General features: G+C 58.0%; 18 protein-coding genes. 8 read left to right on the forward strand and 10 right to left on the reverse strand.

Annotated elements, in window-relative coordinates; genetic code table 11:
* Positions 1–8: 8 nt before the first annotated feature.
* Both AC2FLB_RS01955 and AC2FLB_RS01960 read right to left on the reverse strand, forming a co-directional pair.
* A complete protein-coding gene (locus tag AC2FLB_RS01955) occupies positions 9–893 on the reverse strand; it encodes a fatty acid desaturase (RefSeq protein ID WP_496708523.1) in 885 nt (294 codons plus the stop codon).
* Positions 886–1,089, reverse strand: coding sequence for a DUF2061 domain-containing protein (locus AC2FLB_RS01960; protein WP_142635106.1), 204 nt, complete (start codon positions 1,087–1,089; stop codon positions 886–888). Before AC2FLB_RS01960 ends, AC2FLB_RS01955 begins: the two co-directional genes overlap by 8 nt.
* Before the next feature lie 107 nt (positions 1,090–1,196).
* Here AC2FLB_RS01960 and AC2FLB_RS01965 point away from each other — a divergent pair, with 107 nt between their 5' ends.
* Together AC2FLB_RS01965 and AC2FLB_RS01970 are read left to right on the forward strand one after the other, a co-directional pair.
* Positions 1,197–2,066: a helix-turn-helix domain-containing protein gene (locus tag AC2FLB_RS01965; protein ID WP_496675919.1), complete on the forward strand. Its 870-nt coding sequence runs from the start codon at positions 1,197–1,199 to the stop codon at positions 2,064–2,066.
* A 79-nt stretch (positions 2,067–2,145) separates the two neighbouring features.
* Positions 2,146–2,328: a hypothetical protein gene (locus tag AC2FLB_RS01970; RefSeq protein ID WP_142633436.1), complete on the forward strand. Its 183-nt coding sequence runs from the start codon at positions 2,146–2,148 to the stop codon at positions 2,326–2,328.
* Between the two features lies 1 nt (position 2,329).
* Here AC2FLB_RS01970 and AC2FLB_RS01975 read toward each other — a convergent pair whose 3' ends face one another.
* From AC2FLB_RS01975 to bcoG, 4 genes are read right to left on the reverse strand one after another with little or no spacing between them, the layout of a single operon-like run.
* Positions 2,330–3,088 carry an SDR family oxidoreductase gene (locus AC2FLB_RS01975; protein WP_496700478.1) on the reverse strand — a complete coding sequence of 253 codons (759 nt, stop codon included), beginning with the start codon at positions 3,086–3,088 and terminating at the stop codon, positions 2,330–2,332.
* The gene (locus AC2FLB_RS01980; protein WP_496708524.1) at positions 3,085–4,551 is read right to left on the reverse strand and encodes a carnitine 3-dehydrogenase; all 1,467 of its coding nucleotides are present in this window, start codon (positions 4,549–4,551) and stop codon (positions 3,085–3,087) included. The genes AC2FLB_RS01975 and AC2FLB_RS01980 overlap by 4 nt, the downstream gene beginning before the upstream one ends.
* Positions 4,551–5,105, reverse strand: a complete 555-nt coding sequence (locus AC2FLB_RS01985) for a lipocalin/fatty acid-binding family protein (protein WP_496708525.1) — start codon at positions 5,103–5,105, stop codon at positions 4,551–4,553. Before AC2FLB_RS01985 ends, AC2FLB_RS01980 begins: the two co-directional genes overlap by 1 nt.
* 7 nt (positions 5,106–5,112) lie before the next feature.
* Positions 5,113–6,027 carry a 3-dehydrocarnitine:acetyl-CoA trimethylamine transferase BcoG gene (gene bcoG, locus AC2FLB_RS01990; RefSeq protein ID WP_281994518.1) on the reverse strand — a complete coding sequence of 305 codons (915 nt, stop codon included), beginning with the start codon at positions 6,025–6,027 and terminating at the stop codon, positions 5,113–5,115.
* Positions 6,028–6,158: 131 nt separating this feature from the next.
* On the opposite strand from bcoG, the gene AC2FLB_RS01995 reads away from it, so the two are divergent.
* Positions 6,159–7,145: a GlxA family transcriptional regulator gene (locus tag AC2FLB_RS01995; RefSeq protein WP_496708526.1), complete on the forward strand. Its 987-nt coding sequence runs from the start codon at positions 6,159–6,161 to the stop codon at positions 7,143–7,145.
* A gap of 70 nt (positions 7,146–7,215) precedes the next feature.
* On the opposite strand, the gene AC2FLB_RS02000 is transcribed toward AC2FLB_RS01995, so the two are convergent.
* The 3 genes from AC2FLB_RS02000 to AC2FLB_RS02010 are packed head-to-tail and all read right to left on the reverse strand — an operon-like array spanning position 7,216 to position 10,221.
* The gene (locus AC2FLB_RS02000) at positions 7,216–8,262 is read right to left on the reverse strand and encodes an aldo/keto reductase (RefSeq protein ID WP_496708527.1); all 1,047 of its coding nucleotides are present in this window, start codon (positions 8,260–8,262) and stop codon (positions 7,216–7,218) included.
* Between the two features lie 29 nt (positions 8,263–8,291).
* Complete coding sequence (locus AC2FLB_RS02005; RefSeq protein WP_142633423.1) at positions 8,292–8,750, reverse strand: DNA polymerase III subunit chi; 459 nt, start codon at positions 8,748–8,750, stop codon at positions 8,292–8,294.
* Between the two features lie 4 nt (positions 8,751–8,754).
* Positions 8,755–10,221, reverse strand: coding sequence for a leucyl aminopeptidase (locus AC2FLB_RS02010; RefSeq protein ID WP_271947431.1), 1,467 nt, complete (start codon positions 10,219–10,221; stop codon positions 8,755–8,757).
* A gap of 246 nt (positions 10,222–10,467) precedes the next feature.
* Here AC2FLB_RS02010 and lptG point away from each other — a divergent pair, with 246 nt between their 5' ends.
* The 5 genes from lptG (at position 10,468) to rsmA (ending at position 16,860) form a co-directional block, all read left to right on the forward strand.
* Positions 10,468–11,568 (forward strand): LPS export ABC transporter permease LptG, encoded by a 1,101-nt coding sequence (lptG, locus tag AC2FLB_RS02015; protein WP_142633419.1) that lies wholly within the window; start codon positions 10,468–10,470, stop codon positions 11,566–11,568.
* Positions 11,568–13,730 (forward strand): LPS-assembly protein LptD, encoded by a 2,163-nt coding sequence (locus AC2FLB_RS02020; RefSeq protein ID WP_496695674.1) that lies wholly within the window; start codon positions 11,568–11,570, stop codon positions 13,728–13,730. Before lptG ends, AC2FLB_RS02020 begins: the two co-directional genes overlap by 1 nt.
* The gene (locus tag AC2FLB_RS02025; protein WP_281971985.1) at positions 13,721–14,974 is read left to right on the forward strand and encodes a peptidylprolyl isomerase; all 1,254 of its coding nucleotides are present in this window, start codon (positions 13,721–13,723) and stop codon (positions 14,972–14,974) included. The genes AC2FLB_RS02020 and AC2FLB_RS02025 overlap by 10 nt, the downstream gene beginning before the upstream one ends.
* On the forward strand, positions 14,971–15,933 hold the full coding sequence (gene pdxA, locus AC2FLB_RS02030) for a 4-hydroxythreonine-4-phosphate dehydrogenase PdxA (RefSeq protein WP_496708528.1): 963 nt from the start codon (positions 14,971–14,973) through the stop codon (positions 15,931–15,933). Before AC2FLB_RS02025 ends, pdxA begins: the two co-directional genes overlap by 4 nt.
* An 84-nt stretch (positions 15,934–16,017) precedes the next feature.
* A complete protein-coding gene (gene rsmA, locus AC2FLB_RS02035) occupies positions 16,018–16,860 on the forward strand; it encodes a 16S rRNA (adenine(1518)-N(6)/adenine(1519)-N(6))-dimethyltransferase RsmA (protein WP_271947438.1) in 843 nt (280 codons plus the stop codon).
* Between the two features lie 59 nt (positions 16,861–16,919).
* On the opposite strand, the gene AC2FLB_RS02040 is transcribed toward rsmA, so the two are convergent.
* The gene (locus AC2FLB_RS02040; RefSeq protein ID WP_496691122.1) at positions 16,920–17,495 is read right to left on the reverse strand and encodes a DUF4167 domain-containing protein; all 576 of its coding nucleotides are present in this window, start codon (positions 17,493–17,495) and stop codon (positions 16,920–16,922) included.
* Positions 17,496–17,619: the final 124 nt, after the last annotated feature.

Consider the following 17,619-nt stretch of genomic DNA (forward strand, 5'->3'; position numbering starts at 1 on the left):
GCCGCAAATCAACCCTTTGGCCAGAGCGGATGCGCCACCGGGTCTTTTACCTTCCAGAAATAGGCCCGGAAAACATCGGCATAGGAAGGGTATACATAGGCCTTGTTCGTGGCCAGATAGCCCTCTTTACCCTGCTGGTAGATCTTCGGAAGTTGATACCAGGGGGTACGCGGGTTCAGATGATGAACTACATGTAAATTGTTGTTCAAAAACAGAAAAGACAGTATCCCGCGATCTTCGATGATAACGGTTCTTGCCCCCACATCTTCATGCGCACGGTGTTCCAGAAAAGTGCGTATTTTGACAAGGCCAAGCCCCAAATACGCGGACAGGACATAGGCCCAGACCGGCATGGGCGACAAGGTCACGATCCAGATAACCGCAACCACGCCTGCCATATGCAAAGCCCATGCGCGCAATATGTCCCATTCGCCACGCGCGGCCCCTCGCAACTCGTCCCTGACAAAGGCAACCTGTCCGATTGCAGGGCCCAAAACGATCCGCCCCAACAGAGTATTGTTCACCGATAACAACCGCCTGTGCCAGTGACCTAGCCCCGACCAAACTTTTGGGTCCAGATAGTTTGATTCAGGATCATCATAGGGATCGGTCAGCGTTGCATCCCGATGATGCGCCAAATGCAGGTCCCGAAACCGCTGATATGGGATGAATAAGGTCAAGGGCAGCGCCATCAGCGCCTCGTTCAGCCATCTGGCGCGAAAAGGATGCCCGTGCAGTGCTTCATGCGTCAATGATGAATGTAACGCGGCCACCGCGCCCATCACTGGAACCGCCAACCAGATGGGCAGGAAGAAGATCACGGCCAACCAGGCAGCATAACAGGCGAGCATCAGCGTAAAAGTGCCCCATTCCGGACCCGGGCGCTCAGACATTGCGCCCCCACGAAATGCCCGCCCAGACCCTCTCATAAACCACATAGAGCGTCAGCCCAATCGCCGTATTTACTACGGCCAGAGTTCCGCCGATCGCGGCGGACCCCGTCGCAACCAGCCCAACCACCGACATGATGATCAGACCCATCACGTTCCACAAAACCGCCTTCACGACCGATCTGCGTCGTGTTTCCATTCCGTCACCCATAATATTGTTATGGCTTTAGAATTACGGCTTGCCGCTTAGGTTGAAAATTCCGAATATGATTAACAAAACTCATCAAACGTGATATTTATCACCACATGCAGGATAAAATCGACAAACGCGACCGTGCGGCTCAATTCCGTTTGCGCCTTGCCCGCGCAATGGAAGAACGCCAAATCAGCCGAAGCGCCCTCGCGCGCCAGATCGGTGTTGACCGCTCAACCGTATCGCAACTGTTGACTGATCACGGGGCACGGTTGCCGAATGCCCATGTTGTCGGAAGCTGCGCGACGGCATTGGGTGTTTCGGCGGACTGGTTGCTGAGCCTGTCTGACCGGCCGGAAAGCGCGGCCGAGTTGCTGGCTTTGTCGCTGAGCATGACTGAGGCCCCCCGCGCCTTGGTAGATGAGCGCATATTCGAGTGGCACCAAGAGGCAGCGGGTTACAAAATCAGATATGTTCCTGCGACCTTGCCCGACATGCTCAAGACCCGCACCGTTCTGGAATGGGAATACGCACCGCATCTGGGGCGCACGGCAGATCAGGCCATAGGTGCGTCCGAAGATCGACTGACCTGGATGCGCAGCGCCCAGTCCGATTACGAGATCGCAATGCCGATGTACGAAATCGACAGCTTTGCGCATGCAACCGGCTATTATCAAGGCCTTAGCCTTCGCAAGCGGCTGGATCAGATTGACCACCTTTTGGAGTTGTGTGAACAGCTCTACCCACGGCTGCGTATCTACCTGTTCGATGCCAAACGGCTGTATTCGGCTCCCGTAACGATTTTCGGTCCCCTTCTTTGCGTGTTTTACGCAGGAAGCCATTACATGGCCTTTCGCGATCGCGACCGGATTGAAATTTTCAGCCGCCATTTCGACACTCTGGTTCGCGAGGCGGTCGTGACCGCGCGGGACTTTCCAGAGCACCTGCAACAGCTCAGAGCAGCGATTTCCCGCGACATATGATGCATCCCCGTACAACCTGTGGTATCGTCGCCGGGCGCGAACTTTCGGGCATTCCGACCACAGACGGAGGACCACAGGAATGGACGCACTGAAAACAGCCCAATATGCACGGGCTTTATACACGGCGCACGGTGACCAGGCCGAGGCAGAAGCCGCAATGAAAATGCGCGAATGCGAGGCTGCCGGAAACGCTCAGCAAGCCCGCGATTGGCAAGCCGTTCGTCAGACCATCCGCCAGATCCGAGGCCCCAACCAGGGCTAGGTTACAGTTTCGGGTCGGGATTGACCGTGTGACCATCCACCGCGATCACCTGACCCGACACCAACCGCGCCGCGCCAGAGGCCAGAAAAACAGCCATATTGGCGATGTCCTGCGCTTCGACGAAACGACCCATGGACGTGCCCGAGGCATAGCCCTGATAGACCTCGTCCCGGCTCATGCCCTTGGTCGCCGCCTCGCGTGCCAGAACGCCTTCCATCCTTGGGCCCTCCACCGCGCCGGGACAAATCGCATTGGCGCGGACGCCGTGAGGGCCAAGCTCCATCGCCAGTGTTTTCATCAATCCGATCACCGCCCATTTGGCCGCGGCATAGGGCGCACGAAAGGGATAGCCATATTGCCCCGCAGTGGATGAGGTCAGGATGATGCTGCCCGCCCGGGCGGATTTCATCAGCGGCGCGGCGTATTTGGCCGCCAGAAACGCCCCCTCCAGATTGACCGCTACGCAGCTACGCCAATCCTTCAGGTCGATATCCTCGATTGCGCTGGTCGGCCCGGCAATTCCCGCATTGGCGCAGAGCGAATCCAGACCACCCGCATCAGAAATCGCGGCGAACACGGCATGCATATCACCCTCATCCGACACGTCAGCATGGTGGGCGGTCCAATGATCCGGCACGCCATCAAGCGCCGCCCGATCAATATCTGTGATCCAGACATCATACCCGGCCGCATCAAACGCCTCTGCCATAGCCCGACCAACACCCGAAGCGCCAGCCGTCACCAACACCCGGCAGGTCATGAGGGTTTCCGGATCGCAACCCCGGCCCCTTCGGGATAAGGCAATCCGGCCTGCGCTTCGGCGATGCGGGCCATAGCGGCCTCAATGCTGGGCGATGGTGGGCTGGGGCGGCGTGTTTCCAGGCTGACATGCAGCAAAAAGCTCTCCCCGGTCGCCAGCAGCGTCTCACCGCTATACATGCTGTGGAACACGTGCAGTTTCTTGCCCTGCCCCAACAGCATCTGGGTGCGCACCTCAATCTTTGCGCCCGCATGGACCTCATTCATGTATCGAATGTGGTTTTCCGCAGTGAAATAGCTGCCCCCGGACGAGATATATTCCATATCGCAGCCTATGATTTCCATGAACCGGTCGGTGGCGGCGGCGAAGGCCTCAAGGTATTTGGCTTCGTTCATATGACCGTTGTAATCGGTCCAATCCAAAGGCACGGCACGGGACAGAGTCAGGATCGGTTGGCTCAGATCCGCTTGCTCCAATGATGGCAGCGCACCCGGTTTCAGCAGAGCATCATGCTGGTTCAGCACCGCCCCCGCGCCCCAGTTCTGTGCCTTGAGCGCCCGCATCATGCCCACAAGGTTGTTGTCGCGGATACGCTCCAGCTCGCGGATCGAATGCATGCCGGATTGCGCATCTGACTGATCCGCAATCAGATCGACAAGCTCGTCAGTGAATTCGGGCACATCCATCAGCTTGGTCCAGGGCCATTTCAGTGCCGGGCCGAACTGCGCCATGAAGTGCCGCATCCCGGCCTCGCCGCCGGCGACACGATAGGTTTCGAACAGACCCATCTGCCCCCAGCGGATGCCAAACCCCATACGGATCGCCTCGTCGATTTCCTCGGTCGTGGCGACGCCGTCCTTGACCAGCCACAGCGCCTCGCGCCAGACGGCCTCAAGGAACCGATCAGCGATATGTGCGTCGATCTCTTTCTTGACGTGCAGCGGGAAGAACCCGACCGATTTCAGGACCTCTTGCGCCCGTTCGATCATCTCGGGCGGGTTCGCGCCAGTTGGCACCAATTCGATCAGCGGCAGAAGGTATACCGGGTTGAACGGATGCGTCACCACGATCTGTTCGGGGTGCAGCGCGCCGTCCTGCAATTCAGACGGCTTGAACCCACTAGTCGAGGAGCCGATGATCGCACCCGGATCACAAGCCTCTTGCAAGCCCTTGTAAACTTTCAGCTTCAGGTCCAGCCGTTCCGGCACACTTTCCTGAATCCACTCGGCACCCTGTACCACATCGACTATATCATCATGGAATGACAACGCACCTTCAGGCGGCAACGGGACGTCGCTCAGCCCCGGTAGCGAGCGGCGCGCATTGTCCAGAACTTCTCCGATTTTACGCTCGGCTTCCGGATCCGGGTCGAATACCCGAACGTTCCAACCGTTCAGCAGGAATCGCGCGGCCCATCCACCACCGATTACCCCACCGCCAATGATTGCTGCTGTTTTTGTCATCACTTCACTACTTTCAACTCTTGAGGGTCAAACCCATTTTCGCTCAGTACGTCACGCGCAATCGTCAGTTGATTTTGTGTGATCGTTAAATCTCTGCTCAGTACAACTGCAAACGACCTATCTGGGCGGGCCAATACAACCATCTGCTCCCCGTCACCCACGTAGATGATGTGAAACTTTGTGGGGCTTGCGGCAGTGATGTCATATTCAAGTGCAGACACGGATCGCCGGGTAGGCACGCTCAGGTGGTTTTCAAAGCAATCACTTGCTCCTGCGATGTACCCAAAACATTCAGTCCGGTCCGGGTCACGCAATTGATAGCTAGGGTATGGCTGTCCCTCAAGCCTCACAAAAAGCCGTTGCGTGTTCTTGCTTTTGCGTCTGAACGCAGCCACTTCGAAATACGGCTCGTCAAAGATCGACCAATTCACCGCTTCGACAGGTTGAATAGCAAATTGACGCGCTCGAAAGCCTTCATTTCCGACCAAGCCACACGCTGGAACCAATCCAACGAGCAAACATCCGACTACCCATGAAATAACTCGGCGGAACATGGCCCGCCTAGCTTTTCGGCGCCCGCTTCACCAACCCAAGCTTCTCGCGGACCTCCTGCGGCCCGATCACCCGTGCACCCATATTCTCGATGATGCTACCCGCGCGTTCTACCAGTTGCCAATTCTCGGCCAGCACGCCTTTGTCCAGCCACAGGTTGTCCTCCAGCCCGACGCGCACGTTGCCGCCCGCCAGAACCGCAGCGGCCACATAGGCCATCTCATTCCGGCCCAATGAGAACGCGCTGAAGGTCCAGTCATCCGGCACGTTGTTCACCATCGCCATGAAGGTGTTCAGATCATCCGGCGCACCCCATGGAACGCCCATGCACAGCTGAACCAGAGCGTTCGGTTCCAGAACGCCCTCTTTCACCAACTGCTTGGCGAACCACAGATGACCGGTATCAAAGGCCTCAATCTCGGGCTTTACCCCCAGATCGGTCATCATCTGGCCCATCGCGCGCAACGCACCCGGCGTGTTGGTCATCACATAATCGGCCTCGGCAAAATTCATGGTGCCGCAGTCGAGGGTGCAGATTTCCGGCAGACATTCGGCCACATGGGCCACACGCTCGGTCGCGCCAACCAAATCAGTTCCCGCCTCGGCCAGCGGCAGCGGGTTTTCGATACCGCCAAACACCATGTCGCCGCCCATGCCAGCAGTCAGGTTCAGCACGGCGTCGACCTCGGCATCGCGAATGCGATCTGTGACCTCACGATACAGTGCCAGATCACGCGAAGGCGCTCCGGTCTCAGGGTCGCGCACATGGCAATGCACCACCGCCGCCCCTGCCTTGGCTGCAGCTATCGCGCTGTCGGCGATCTGCTTTGGCGAACGCGGCACATGCGGGCTGCGATCCTGCGTCCCACCCGAGCCTGTGACGGCGCACGTAATGAAGACTTCGCGGTTCATTTCCAAAGGCATGGCGTTCTCCCCAGCTTATACCCGGTTAACCCTGAGTTTTCCCCAGGCTTCTCCACGGATTCCGATTTGCTTTCGCCCCCGAGTTTGGCGCAGCTTTGGTCAAACACTTGTCAGAATGCGAATCGAACTTGATGAAATCCGCAAAAAACATATTGCAGCCCGAACATCGTGCTCTGAAAACGGCTGTGCTGGTGCTGGACGAATGCAACACGCTCAGCTTTGCGTCGGCCGTTGATCCAATGCGTGCCGCCAATCGGTTGGCGGATCGTCCGGCCTTTGACTGGGATTATGTGACAGCCACCGCTGAACCGGCCATGCTGACCAGTGCGCTTTCGGTTCCGGGTGTACCTTTGGCCCGGCTGCAATCCTGCGATCTGATGATTGTCGTTGCCGGGTTCCAACTGGCCCGCCATGCCACACCCAGCTTGCTGGCCGGCCTACGCCGCATCGCCAAGACCGGCGCCACAATGGCAGGTATTGATGGCGGTCCCTGGCTGCTGGCCGAGGCAGGCCTGCTGAATGGCCACGCCGCCACCACCCATTGGGAAGATTTGGAGAACTTCTCTGCCCGCTTCCCCGAAGTGGACGTGCGCCCTGACCGGTTTACCGTTTCTGAAGGCCGCCTGACCTCGGGCGGGGCAATCCCAGCGGTCGAGATGATGCTGCATATCATCGCCGCCCGCCACGGCGCCGGATTCGCCGCCCGCGTCTCGGGCCTGTTCCTGTATGAGGGCGCGCCCGACCCCACAAAACCACAAAGCCGCACCGGGGCGCCGCACCGCCACACAGCTTTGACCTCCAAAGCCAATACGCTGATGCAATCCGCACTGGACGACCCTATGCCATTGGCAGATATCGCCGAAACCCTGGGCACCAGTTCACGCACCCTGCAACAGCAGTTCCGACTGCGCCTGAACACCACGCCACAGGACCATTACCTGCAGCTCCGACTGGCCGAGGCACGCAGATTGGTGACGGACACCGATATGTCACTGATGGATGTGGCCCTGGCGACGGGTTTCGCCTCGCAATCCAGCTTTGCCCGCGCCTTTCGCACAGCGCACGGCCTTTCGGCCCGGGACCTGAGGCAAGACAGGACACAACCCACACATCACTAAGCGGATCCGCTTTATCTGATTGAAAATACCGCGGGGGAGGCTCCGCCTGCGGAGACGAGGGCAGCGCCCCCTAGAACGGCATCGGATGCGCGCGATGCGCGTCGGTGATTTCAGTCAGAATTTCCCCGGAAAGGCGAAGTTCCTTACCGTCGAGAATATGCCCAAGCTGCGCCACCGTTGTCGCGCCGAAAATGGCCGACATCATGAAGGGCCGCGTCCGGCACCAGGCCAGCGCCATATGGACCGGGTCCAGATCGTGGCGGTCAGCGATCTCTAGATAGGCCGCAACCGCCTCAAATGCCCGGCTGCGATGGCGTCCTCCCACCTCAGGCACCAATGACATCCGCGAACCCTCGGGCACCATGCCGTTTTGGTATTTCCCGGTCAAAAATCCGGCGGCAAGCGGTGAAAAGGCCATCAGCCCCACATCCTCATGCGCGCTCAGCTCGGCCATATCGGTGTCGAAATGCCGGCACATCAAAGAATACTCATTCTGAACCGATGCCACGCGGGGCGTGCCGGTGGCTTCGGCGATCCGCAACCACTGAGCGGTGCCCCAGGCGCTTTCGTTCGAAAGGCCAAACGCTCGGATATTTCCTTTGTTGACCTGTTCTTTCAGGGCAACAAGGCACTCGTGCATATTGTCCAGAACCTCATCGGTATTGTGCCCCGAAGGCGCATAGGTCCAGTTTTGCCGGAACATATAGCTTCCGCGGTTCGGCCAGTGAAACTGATAAAGGTCGATGCAATCCGTTTGCAGTCGGCGTAAGGAACCTTCGACCGCCTCGGGGATTGTCTGCGGTGAAATCGGTGCGCCATCGCGCGCATGTGCGAACCCTGCCCCAGAATGCTTGGTTGCCAGAACATAGTCACCACGCCGTGACGGATTTGTGGCGTTCCAGAGGCCCAGGATTTCTTCGGTCCGGCCCACCGTCTCTTTCGAGATGGGATTCACCGGATACATCTCGGCGGCATCGACGAAATTAATGCCCCCATCAAGTGCCATGTCCATCTGAGTATGCGCGTCGGCCTCGGATGTTTGCGTACCAAATGTCATCGTACCCAGACACAGGTCTGTCACCATGATTCCAGTACGGCCCAGGGGCTTCATTTCCATCGCTCATTCTCCTGAAATCTGCGGAGGCCCTATGCCTCGGCCTTTTTTTCCCACCGGCCCGATTCCTCGGACCAATATTGCGCCGAACAGCCCGCCCCGGTCAGTGTTTTCCATTGCCCGCGGGCATGTTGGAGAGCCTGATCATCATTCCCATCGAACAGGATGCACACGCGTTCCAGCGCGTTCACTTCCTCGGGTTCAACCGTCGCGCCATCGACGGCCATCACGCAAGCCGGATCATTTGCGGCCTCGGCCCCTGTCGTCAGCAATATGGGCTGGTCCCTGTCATGCGGCCCCCCGGTGCGGCCATGTGGCAGGAACCCTTCCTCGGGGCCCTGCCACAGCTTTTCGTCCAACCAATCCATCCGTGCGGGATCAGTTCCCCGCACGGCTATCTTCCACCCGGCCTGCCGCGCCTTGTCCAGCAACACGGGCAAGGTGTTTTCCAGCGGTTGGCGGGTCAGGTGATAGAAATAAACGGCGCCCATTGGATTATTCGAAATTGTCCTGCACGAACCGGCTCAGTGCGCGGACACCCCAACCGGTGGCCCCTTTGGGCGCATAGGATGTCTCGGTTGCAATCGAAGCCACCCCAGCAATGTCCAGATGGATCCAGGGGGTTTCGTCCTTCACAAACCGCTGCAGGAACTGCGCGGCAGTGATGGACCCGGCAGGTCGTCCACCGACATTCTTCATATCGGCGATGCGCGATTTCAGCTGCTCGTCATAGGCTTTGCCCAGCGGCATCCGCCATGCGCCCTCATCCTCGGCCCCGGCAGCCTTTAGGAAGGCGTTGCAGAACGTGTCATTGTTCGAAAAGACACCGGCATTCTCATGCCCAAGCCCAATGATGATCGCGCCGGTCAATGTTGCCAGGTCGATCATGCCCACGGGGGCAAACCGCTCTTGCGCGTACCACATCACATCACACAGGACCAAACGGCCCTCGGCGTCGGTATTGATGACCTCGACCGTGTCGCCCTTCATCGACTTGACGACATCGCCGGGGCGCGTGGCATTGCCCGATGGCATATTCTCTACCAGCCCGACAAGACCCACGACATTGGCTTTGGCCTTGCGCTTGGCAAGCGCCCGCATGGTGCCTGCGACCACACCTGCACCGCCCATGTCCATGGTCATGTCTTCCATACCTGCGGCGGGTTTCAAGGAAATGCCGCCAGTGTCAAACACGACGCCCTTACCCACCAGTGCCAGCGGCGCATCATCCTTGTCGCCCCCATTCCACTGCATCACCACAACCTTCGACGGGCTGACCGAGCCCTGCCCGACGCTTAACAAGGTGCGCATACCCAATTCGGCCAGTTTGTCTTCGTCGAGCACTTCGACGTCCAGGCCAAGCGCCTTCATTTCGGACAAACGATCCGCGAATTCGGTCGTTGTCAGCACATTGGCGGGTTCATTGGTCAGGTCCCGTGTCATCCGAACGCCATCGGCAATCGCATACAGCGGTGCGAATGCGGCTTCGACCTCATCATGTTTCTGATGACTGATTGTTACTGATCCGGCTTCATCCGAATCTCGGGTTTTATGGGCATCGAAATCATAGCTGCGCAAAACGATCCCCAATGCCAGCTCTTCGGTCCGGGCCTGATTTCCGGCCATGACCAACAAGGGCTGGTGATCAGACAATTTGGCCAGCTTCGCCCCGGCCTTGCGTGCCTCTGCAGCATCGGCACGGCGCGACAGCACGAGAATATCAAGCGCTTCAGCGGCCATTCCGCCTGGCCAGGCAAGAGAGACTACATCGCCGGATTTCACCTTTTCGAACCGGTCGCTTTCGACAAGTCGCGCGACTGCGCCCCGGGTCAGACGGTTGGCGCGGCGTGCGGCTGGGTTCATCTTGCCTTCATCCGAGACAATAATCACGACGCGCCCTTTGGTCTGCGCCATCACGTCCACGTCAAAAGCCTTAAACTGAATTGGAACAAGACTGCTCATTGGGAACTCCTGAAAATCTGTTTCCCAAGACCTAGCCCGCGGCGACCGCATTGACCAGATAGCAGTTTTCCCCGCCGGGCATTTGCATTACAGTCGCGGAAAAAGTTCCGGCAGGGTCGGAGAGCGGGAGGGCGAATTGGCAAATCGGGGCAGGCATAGGCCGTTGCGCGCTGGCGCATGTACCGCTGATTCTCTTAACTTCAAGCCCCCCGCTGCAGGCAACGCAGTGATGCCGGGGGCGCGTTTGTGATCCTGGATCGATATTTTGCCCGCCGGTTCACCCAGAGCTTTCTGGTCATTGGCTGTATCTTTTTGACGCTGATGATTCTGATCGATCTGATTGAACAGGTACGGCGCTTTGATGAGGTCGATCTGTCATTTGGCCGGCTTTTGTATCTGACCCTATTGAATACGCCCGCCGCCATCGGTGAGATGCTGCCCCTGCTGATCATCCTGTCCACGATTGCGTTGTTCATCGGATTGGCGCGCAGCTCGGAATTGGTGGTGACGCGCTCGATCGGGCGATCTGGAATTCGCGTCCTGCTTGCACCTGTAACTTTGGCCCTGTTGATCGGAGCCTTGGCAGTTGCGGTGCTTAACCCGTTTGCTGCCGCAACTTCCGAAGAATTCCAACGGCTTTCCGATTCCTACCGTAACCGCACCAGCTCAGCTCTTTCGATCAGCAGTGAGGGTTTGTGGTTACGGCAAGCTACAGAAGAGGGCCAATCGGTTGTCCACGCGCGCCGAACGTCAAACGGTAACACCCTGCTGTTGAAGGACGTCACCATAATAACATTCGACGCGATTGGTCAGCCGACACGCCAAATCTCTGCCAAACAGGCCAAGTTGGAAGACGGTTTTTGGGTTTTACAGGATGCCAAGATCTGGCCACTTATGAACGGCATCAATCCCGAAGCTGGCTCGAAAGAGCATGATCGTCTGGAGATTCCGACCACCCTGACACGTCAGCGCATTCTGGACAGGCTGGCCAACCAGGATTCGATGTCTGTCTACGATTTGCCCCAGTTGATCCGAGACCTGCGCGAGGCGGGCTTTTCGACCAAGCAATACGAGGTCTGGTTTCAGGTCCAACTGGCAAGACCTCTGTTTCTGGTCGCAATGGTCTTGATTGGCGCGGCCTTTACCATGCGGCATGTCCGGTTCGGCGGCACCGGAATAGCGGTGCTGACGGCCGTGTTGCTGGGCTTCGCCATCTATTTCGTCCGTAATTTCGCGCAAATATTGGGAGAAAACGGTCAGTTGCCTATCTTCGTTGCAGCCTGGGCCCCGCCATTTGCGGCCATCCTTCTTTCTCTTGGCCTGCTGTTGCATGCGGAGGATGGCTAATGCGCAAATTCGCTCTGCTATTGCTCTCGGGTGCGGTTGCATTGTCTTTGCCTTTGGATGTCCTGGCCCAGACTTTGCCGGAACAGGATCAAACGACGAACGCGTCCCAGCAAGAGCCACCAGCCTTACTTGTCGCCGACAAGATTTTCATTACCCCAGAGCGTGTGCTGATCGCAGAGGGCAATGTCGAAGCGTTTCAGGGTGACGTCAAAATGACGGCCAGCCGGATTTTGTACGACCGCGAAAGCGGTGAGCTTACACTGGAAGGACCGATCCGGATTGATCAGGGCAATCGAACTACAGTTTTGGCGGATTCCGCAGAACTCGACCGGGGTTTGCTCAACGGCCTTTTGATCGGCGCCCGAATGGTGTTCGACCAACAGGTGCAAATTGCCTCGGTGCAGGCGACACGTGCTGGCGGCAGATACACCCAGTTCAGCAAAGTCTCGGCGACGTCTTGCCATGTCTGCACGGATGGGCGGCCACCGCTCTGGCAAATCCGTGCCCGCAAGGTGACCCATGATCAGTTGGAACGACAGCTCTATTTCGAAGGTGCGCAATTCCGGGTGCTGGATGTGCCGGTCTTCTATTTCCCTTACCTGCGTCTCCCCGATCCAACGCTGGACCGGGCGACTGGTTTTCTGGTCCCATCGGTCCGCACCACCTCGCAGTTGGGCACAGGCATAAAGGTTCCCTATTTCTTCAAGCTTGGAGATCACAAGGACCTCACGTTGACACCTTACCTTTCCGGTAAGACCAGAACTCTGGGCTATCGCTATCGTCAGGCCTTTAAGAACGGACGGATCAAAATCGAAGGCGCGCATACTCGCGATGACCTTCAACGGGACGAGGCGCGCGGATATTTCTTTACCAACGGCTGGTTTGATCTGCCGGACGACTATCGCCTGACCTTCAACATCCGAACCACGTCCGACGATTCCTATCTGGCTGATTACGGCCTGCCCGACTTTGACCGTCTGCGCAGCGAAATTGCCCTGGAAAGGATCAAGCGCGATACCGCTTTCCGGACCAGCCTAAACCACTATAAAACCTTGCGAGATAGCGAGGATCAGGATCAGATTCCTTCTCGCATCTTCGACCTGAACTATCGCAAACGCTTCTTCCCGGCAGCTGTCGGAGGAGAGGTGCGGATGGCTTTCATCGGCCATGCCCATGAAAGAACGAGCAATGAGGACGTTATCGGGCGCGATGTTGCCCGAGCGACCTTCGATACCGAATGGCTGCGCAGCTGGATACTGGGCTGGGGGCTGCGTGCAGATGCCCAAGTAGGCGCGTCAATCGATACGTTCAATATCCGCCACGACAGCGCCTATCCCGATCAGGTGACCCGCACGACCCCGCGCGCCGCACTGACGCTGCGCCTTCCAATGACTCGCCGCGAGGCGTCGGGCGCAACCCAGTTGCTGGAACCCATCGCGCAGATCGGGTGGACGCATGTCTCCGACAATGATGTTCCTATCGACGAAAGTACGTTTCAGGAGTTTGACCAGGGTAACCTGTTATCGCTGTCCCGATTCCCTGCCGAGGACAGGCGCGAAGATGGGGTCAGCGGCGTCGTTGGGGTGAATTGGGCGCGTTATGGCTCCAGGGGCTGGCAAGCGCGTGCCACGATCGGTCAGGTCTTTCGTGCGGATGCTGATCCCGACTTTAACCTTACATCGGGCCTTCAGGGCACTTCGTCCGATGTGTTGATCGCCGGACAACTTGAAACGCCCAACGGGTGGTCTCTGGCCGGGCGAGGTTTGGTGAACGGAGATTTCAGCTTTGCCAAGGCCGAGCTGCGTGCTGCATGGCAAAAGGAAACAACGGCCCTCAGCGGAAGCTATGTCTGGCAAGAACCCGATCCCGCAGAAAATGTCGACGATGAGATTTCCGAGATCTGGTTGCGCGGGCGGTACGACATCGATCAGAACTGGCAAACCCGTGCTCAGGCGCGGTATGACCTGAGCGAATCTGAACCGATCAGATATGGGTTGGGTATCACGTACCGGAACGAGTGTGTTCAGGTTAACATGTCGGTCAGCAGGCGCTATACCTCGTCATCAAGTATTGAGCCTTCGACCGAATTCGGCTTTACCGTAGCTCTGACAGGATATTCTGTCGAAGGTGGCGGCAAACAGTACAAGAGAAGATGCAGTTGATAACAGGTTTTTCACGTTTCTTTCGTTCCAGCCATATCGGGCTGGTTGCTCCGGCACTGGTTGCAGTTTCGATTGCCATAGCACCTGTAAAGGCAGTGGCACAGAACCTGTTCTCGCCTGCCATAAAGGTCAATCAAGACATCGTGACCTGGTATGAGCTGGAACAGCGCCTGCAATTCCTCTCGATTCTGGGTGTTCCCGGCGCAACCGAGGAAGACGTGCGCAAAGCTCTGATAGACGACCGCCTGCGCAAACAGGCGATGCGCGACGCTGGAATCGTGGTCGCCCCCGAAGACGTTCAGGTTGGAATAGACCAATTTGCAGCCCGCGGTCAGCTTTCGAGCGACGAATTCCTGCAGCTTCTGGCGGATGCCGGTGTTGACCGTGAGACGGTTCGGGATTTCATCAAGGATCAGATTTCCTGGCGTGAATTCGTCAGCGCGCGTTTTCTGTCGCAGGCGAGACCATCGGAAGACGAGATCAATCGCGCACTTGGACAATCTGGAAGTGGCGGCCTGCAAGTCCTTCTTTCGGAAATCATTATTCCTGTGAACCAACAAAACCTGCCACAGGTTCAACTGCTGGCCGAAGAGATCGCCTTGATCGAGGGCTATGATTCCTTTTCAACCGCCGCAACACAGTACTCGGCGGCCGGAACTCGCACCAATGGGGGGCGCCTTGACTGGTTGAACTTGACCGATCTGCCCCCGGCGCTGCAGCCGGTCATCATCGGGCTCAAAAATGGTGACGTCACCCAGCCCATTCCGCTGCCCAATGCCGTGGCACTGTTTCAGATGCGCGGTTTGCGTGAGACCGCTGCGAGTACGCCCACCTATTCCGAGATCGACTATGCTGTCTATTACATGCCCGGTGGTCGTAGTGCGGAAACACTGGCCGCAGCCGAAAAGCTGAAAGAAGAAATAGACACTTGCGATGATCTGTACGGTATCGTGCAAAACAAGCCAGCCGAAGTCTTAGAGCGGAATGTCAGCAAACCGTCGGAAATCCCGCGCGATATCGCGTTGGAACTGGCCAAACTGGACCTGAACGAAGTTTCAACCACGCTGACCCGCAACAACGGCCAAACACTGGCTTTTGTGATGTTGTGCACACGTACCCGCAACCTTGGCGAAGAGACAACGCGTGCAGATGTCGCCAATGCTCTGACCCAGCAAAGGCTGCAAACACTTGCAGAAAGCCTGTTGGGGCAAATGCGTGCCGACGCAACTATTGTTGAACAATGAAGCCAATCGCGCTCAGCTGCGGCGATCCGGCCGGAATTGGGCCCGAGATCGCCGCAAAAGCCTGGACCAGCCTTAGAACCACCTGCCCTTTCTTCTATATTGGCGATGCCGCGCATTTGCCGCCCGAGACACCGTCGGTACAGATCAGCGACGCCTCTCAGGCGGTCGAGATCTGTGGCTCTGCCCTGCCCGTACTGCAAATGGACTTTCCAGCCCCCAACCGGCCTGGGCACCCTAATCCAGCCAACGCCAGATCAGTTGTCACTGCCATTGAAACCGGCGTAGCGCTGGTTCAGTCCGGTTCTGCATCGGCGCTATGTACCGCGCCGATCCACAAGAAAGCACTTATCGACGGAGCAGGTTTCTCATTCCCCGGCCATACGGAATTTCTGGGCGCCTTGGCTGGGTCCCAACGTGTTGTGATGATGCTGGCCAGTGACCAACTGCGCGTTGTACCAGCAACCATCCACATCCCGCTCTCACGCGTTCCTTGCGAGCTTACGCCCGAGCTTTTGCGGGAAACCATCGAAATCACAGCTCAGGGATTACAATCACAGTTCGGTATTGCCACCCCGCGGATAGCCGTCGCGGGCCTCAACCCGCATGCCGGTGAAGGCGGCAAGATGGGACAAGAAGAACTGGACTGGATTGCACCGCTGATCGCGGAGCTGCCCCGCAAAGAGTATACCGTAACCGGCCCGCACCCCGCGGATACATTGTTCCACGCCGCAGCGCGCGCGCGCTATGACGCCGCCATCGCCATGTATCACGATCAGGCTCTGATTCCGATCAAGACGCTGGATTTCGATCGCGGTGTGAACGTTACCCTAGGCCTACCATTTATCCGAACCTCACCCGATCACGGGACTGCACTGGACATTGCGGGGCAAGGCCTTGCAAACCCCACCAGCCTGATCGAAGCGTTGAAACTTGCCCAGAAGATGGCACAAAGCTCTTGATCCTTCAGCAGGCTGAAAATATCCCGACCAGAGGTAAAAATTCTCTGGCGCTCTCCTATCAAACCGCGCCACGGTGATCGGATCATGAGCACTATCGACAACCTTCCCCCTCTGCGCGAGGTTATCGCTTCGCATCAACTCTCGGCTCGCAAGTCGCTGGGCCAGAACTTTTTGCTGGACCTGAACCTGACCGCCAAGATCGCGCGGCAGGCCGGAGATCTTGCGGAATGCGATGTTCTGGAAATCGGCCCCGGCCCCGGCGGGCTGACCCGTGGGCTACTTTCAGAAGGTGCGCGCAAGGTTGTCGCGGTTGAAAAAGACACACGCTGTATCGCTGCCCTGAATGACATCGCCGCCGCCTATCCCGGTAGGCTTGAGGTCATCAACGGTGACGCGCTTGAGATTGATCCGCTTACGCATCTGACCCCTCCGATCCGTGTGGCGGCGAACCTGCCCTACAATGTCGGCACCGAGTTGCTGGTCCGCTGGCTGACCCCGCCGCAATGGCCTCCGTTCTGGCAAAGCCTGACCCTGATGTTTCAGCGCGAAGTGGCGGAACGGATCGTCGCCCAGCCCGGCGGAAAAGCCTATGGCCGCTTGGCCATCCTTGCCCAATGGCGGGCCGACGCGCGCATCGCCATGTCACTGCCACCCGGCGCGTTCACCCCGCCCCCCAAGGTATCAAGCGCTGTGGTCCACCTAACCGCCCTGCCGCAACCACGATATCCGGCTGACCCTGCCACCCTGTCCCGCGTGGTTGCCGCCGCATTTAATCAGCGCCGCAAGATGCTGCGGGCTTCACTGAAAGGCGTCGCACCCGATATCGAAGACCGCCTGATAACCGCCGGGATCAAACCCACTGAACGTGCGGAACAAGTGCCTTTAGAAGCGTTCTGCGCATTGGCCCGCGAAGTCAAAAGATCCTGAAACAAAAAAACCCTGCGGCCTAACAGACCGCAGGGTTTTTCTTTTCTATACTGGCTGATTTACTCTGCCGCTTCAGGCGTATCACCGTTGCCAGAGGGCGCGTCCTCAGTCGCAGCAGGTGCGGCTTTGGGCTTGCGCGCCCGAGGCCGACGGGCCGGTTTTTCTTTTTTCTCGGCCTCTTCAGGGCTTTTGCTTTCAGGCGTTTCTACAAGCCCGGATTCCGGAGCAGCTGCGTCAGCGGCAAACCCCATCACATCAGGTTGAGGTGCCTCAGCGGGATCCGACTGGCGGACGGTTTCGCGTTCCTGACGCTCGGCACGCTCACGATCTCGTTCAGCCTGGCGTTCGCGATTCTGACGCTCTTGCTCCTCACGGCGTGCATCCATTTCACGCTGAGCTTCGCTAAGCAAACGCAGGTAATGTTCGGCGTGCTGCTGAAAGTTTTCGGCAGCTACACGGTCGTTAGACAACTGAGCATCGCGTGCAAGCTGATTATATTTATCAATAATCTGTTGCGGCGTGCCACGCACTTTGCCCTCTGGGCCCGAACTGTCGAAAACTCGGTTTACGACGTTGCCGCCAGAAGGACGATTGCGGTTATTCTTTGCCCGAGAGCGGGATTTGGAAGATCTCATCTACTTTAGTCAGCCTTGTCGTTCGCTGCCGATCAGTTCGCGTCTTGCACTGCTCAAGGGCTTAGCTATGACACGATGTCGGCTTTTTTGGGCTTGGCGTCAGGGGCCCGCTGTAACAGCGTCA

The organism is Ruegeria sp. CDSA236 (assembly GCF_059611285.1).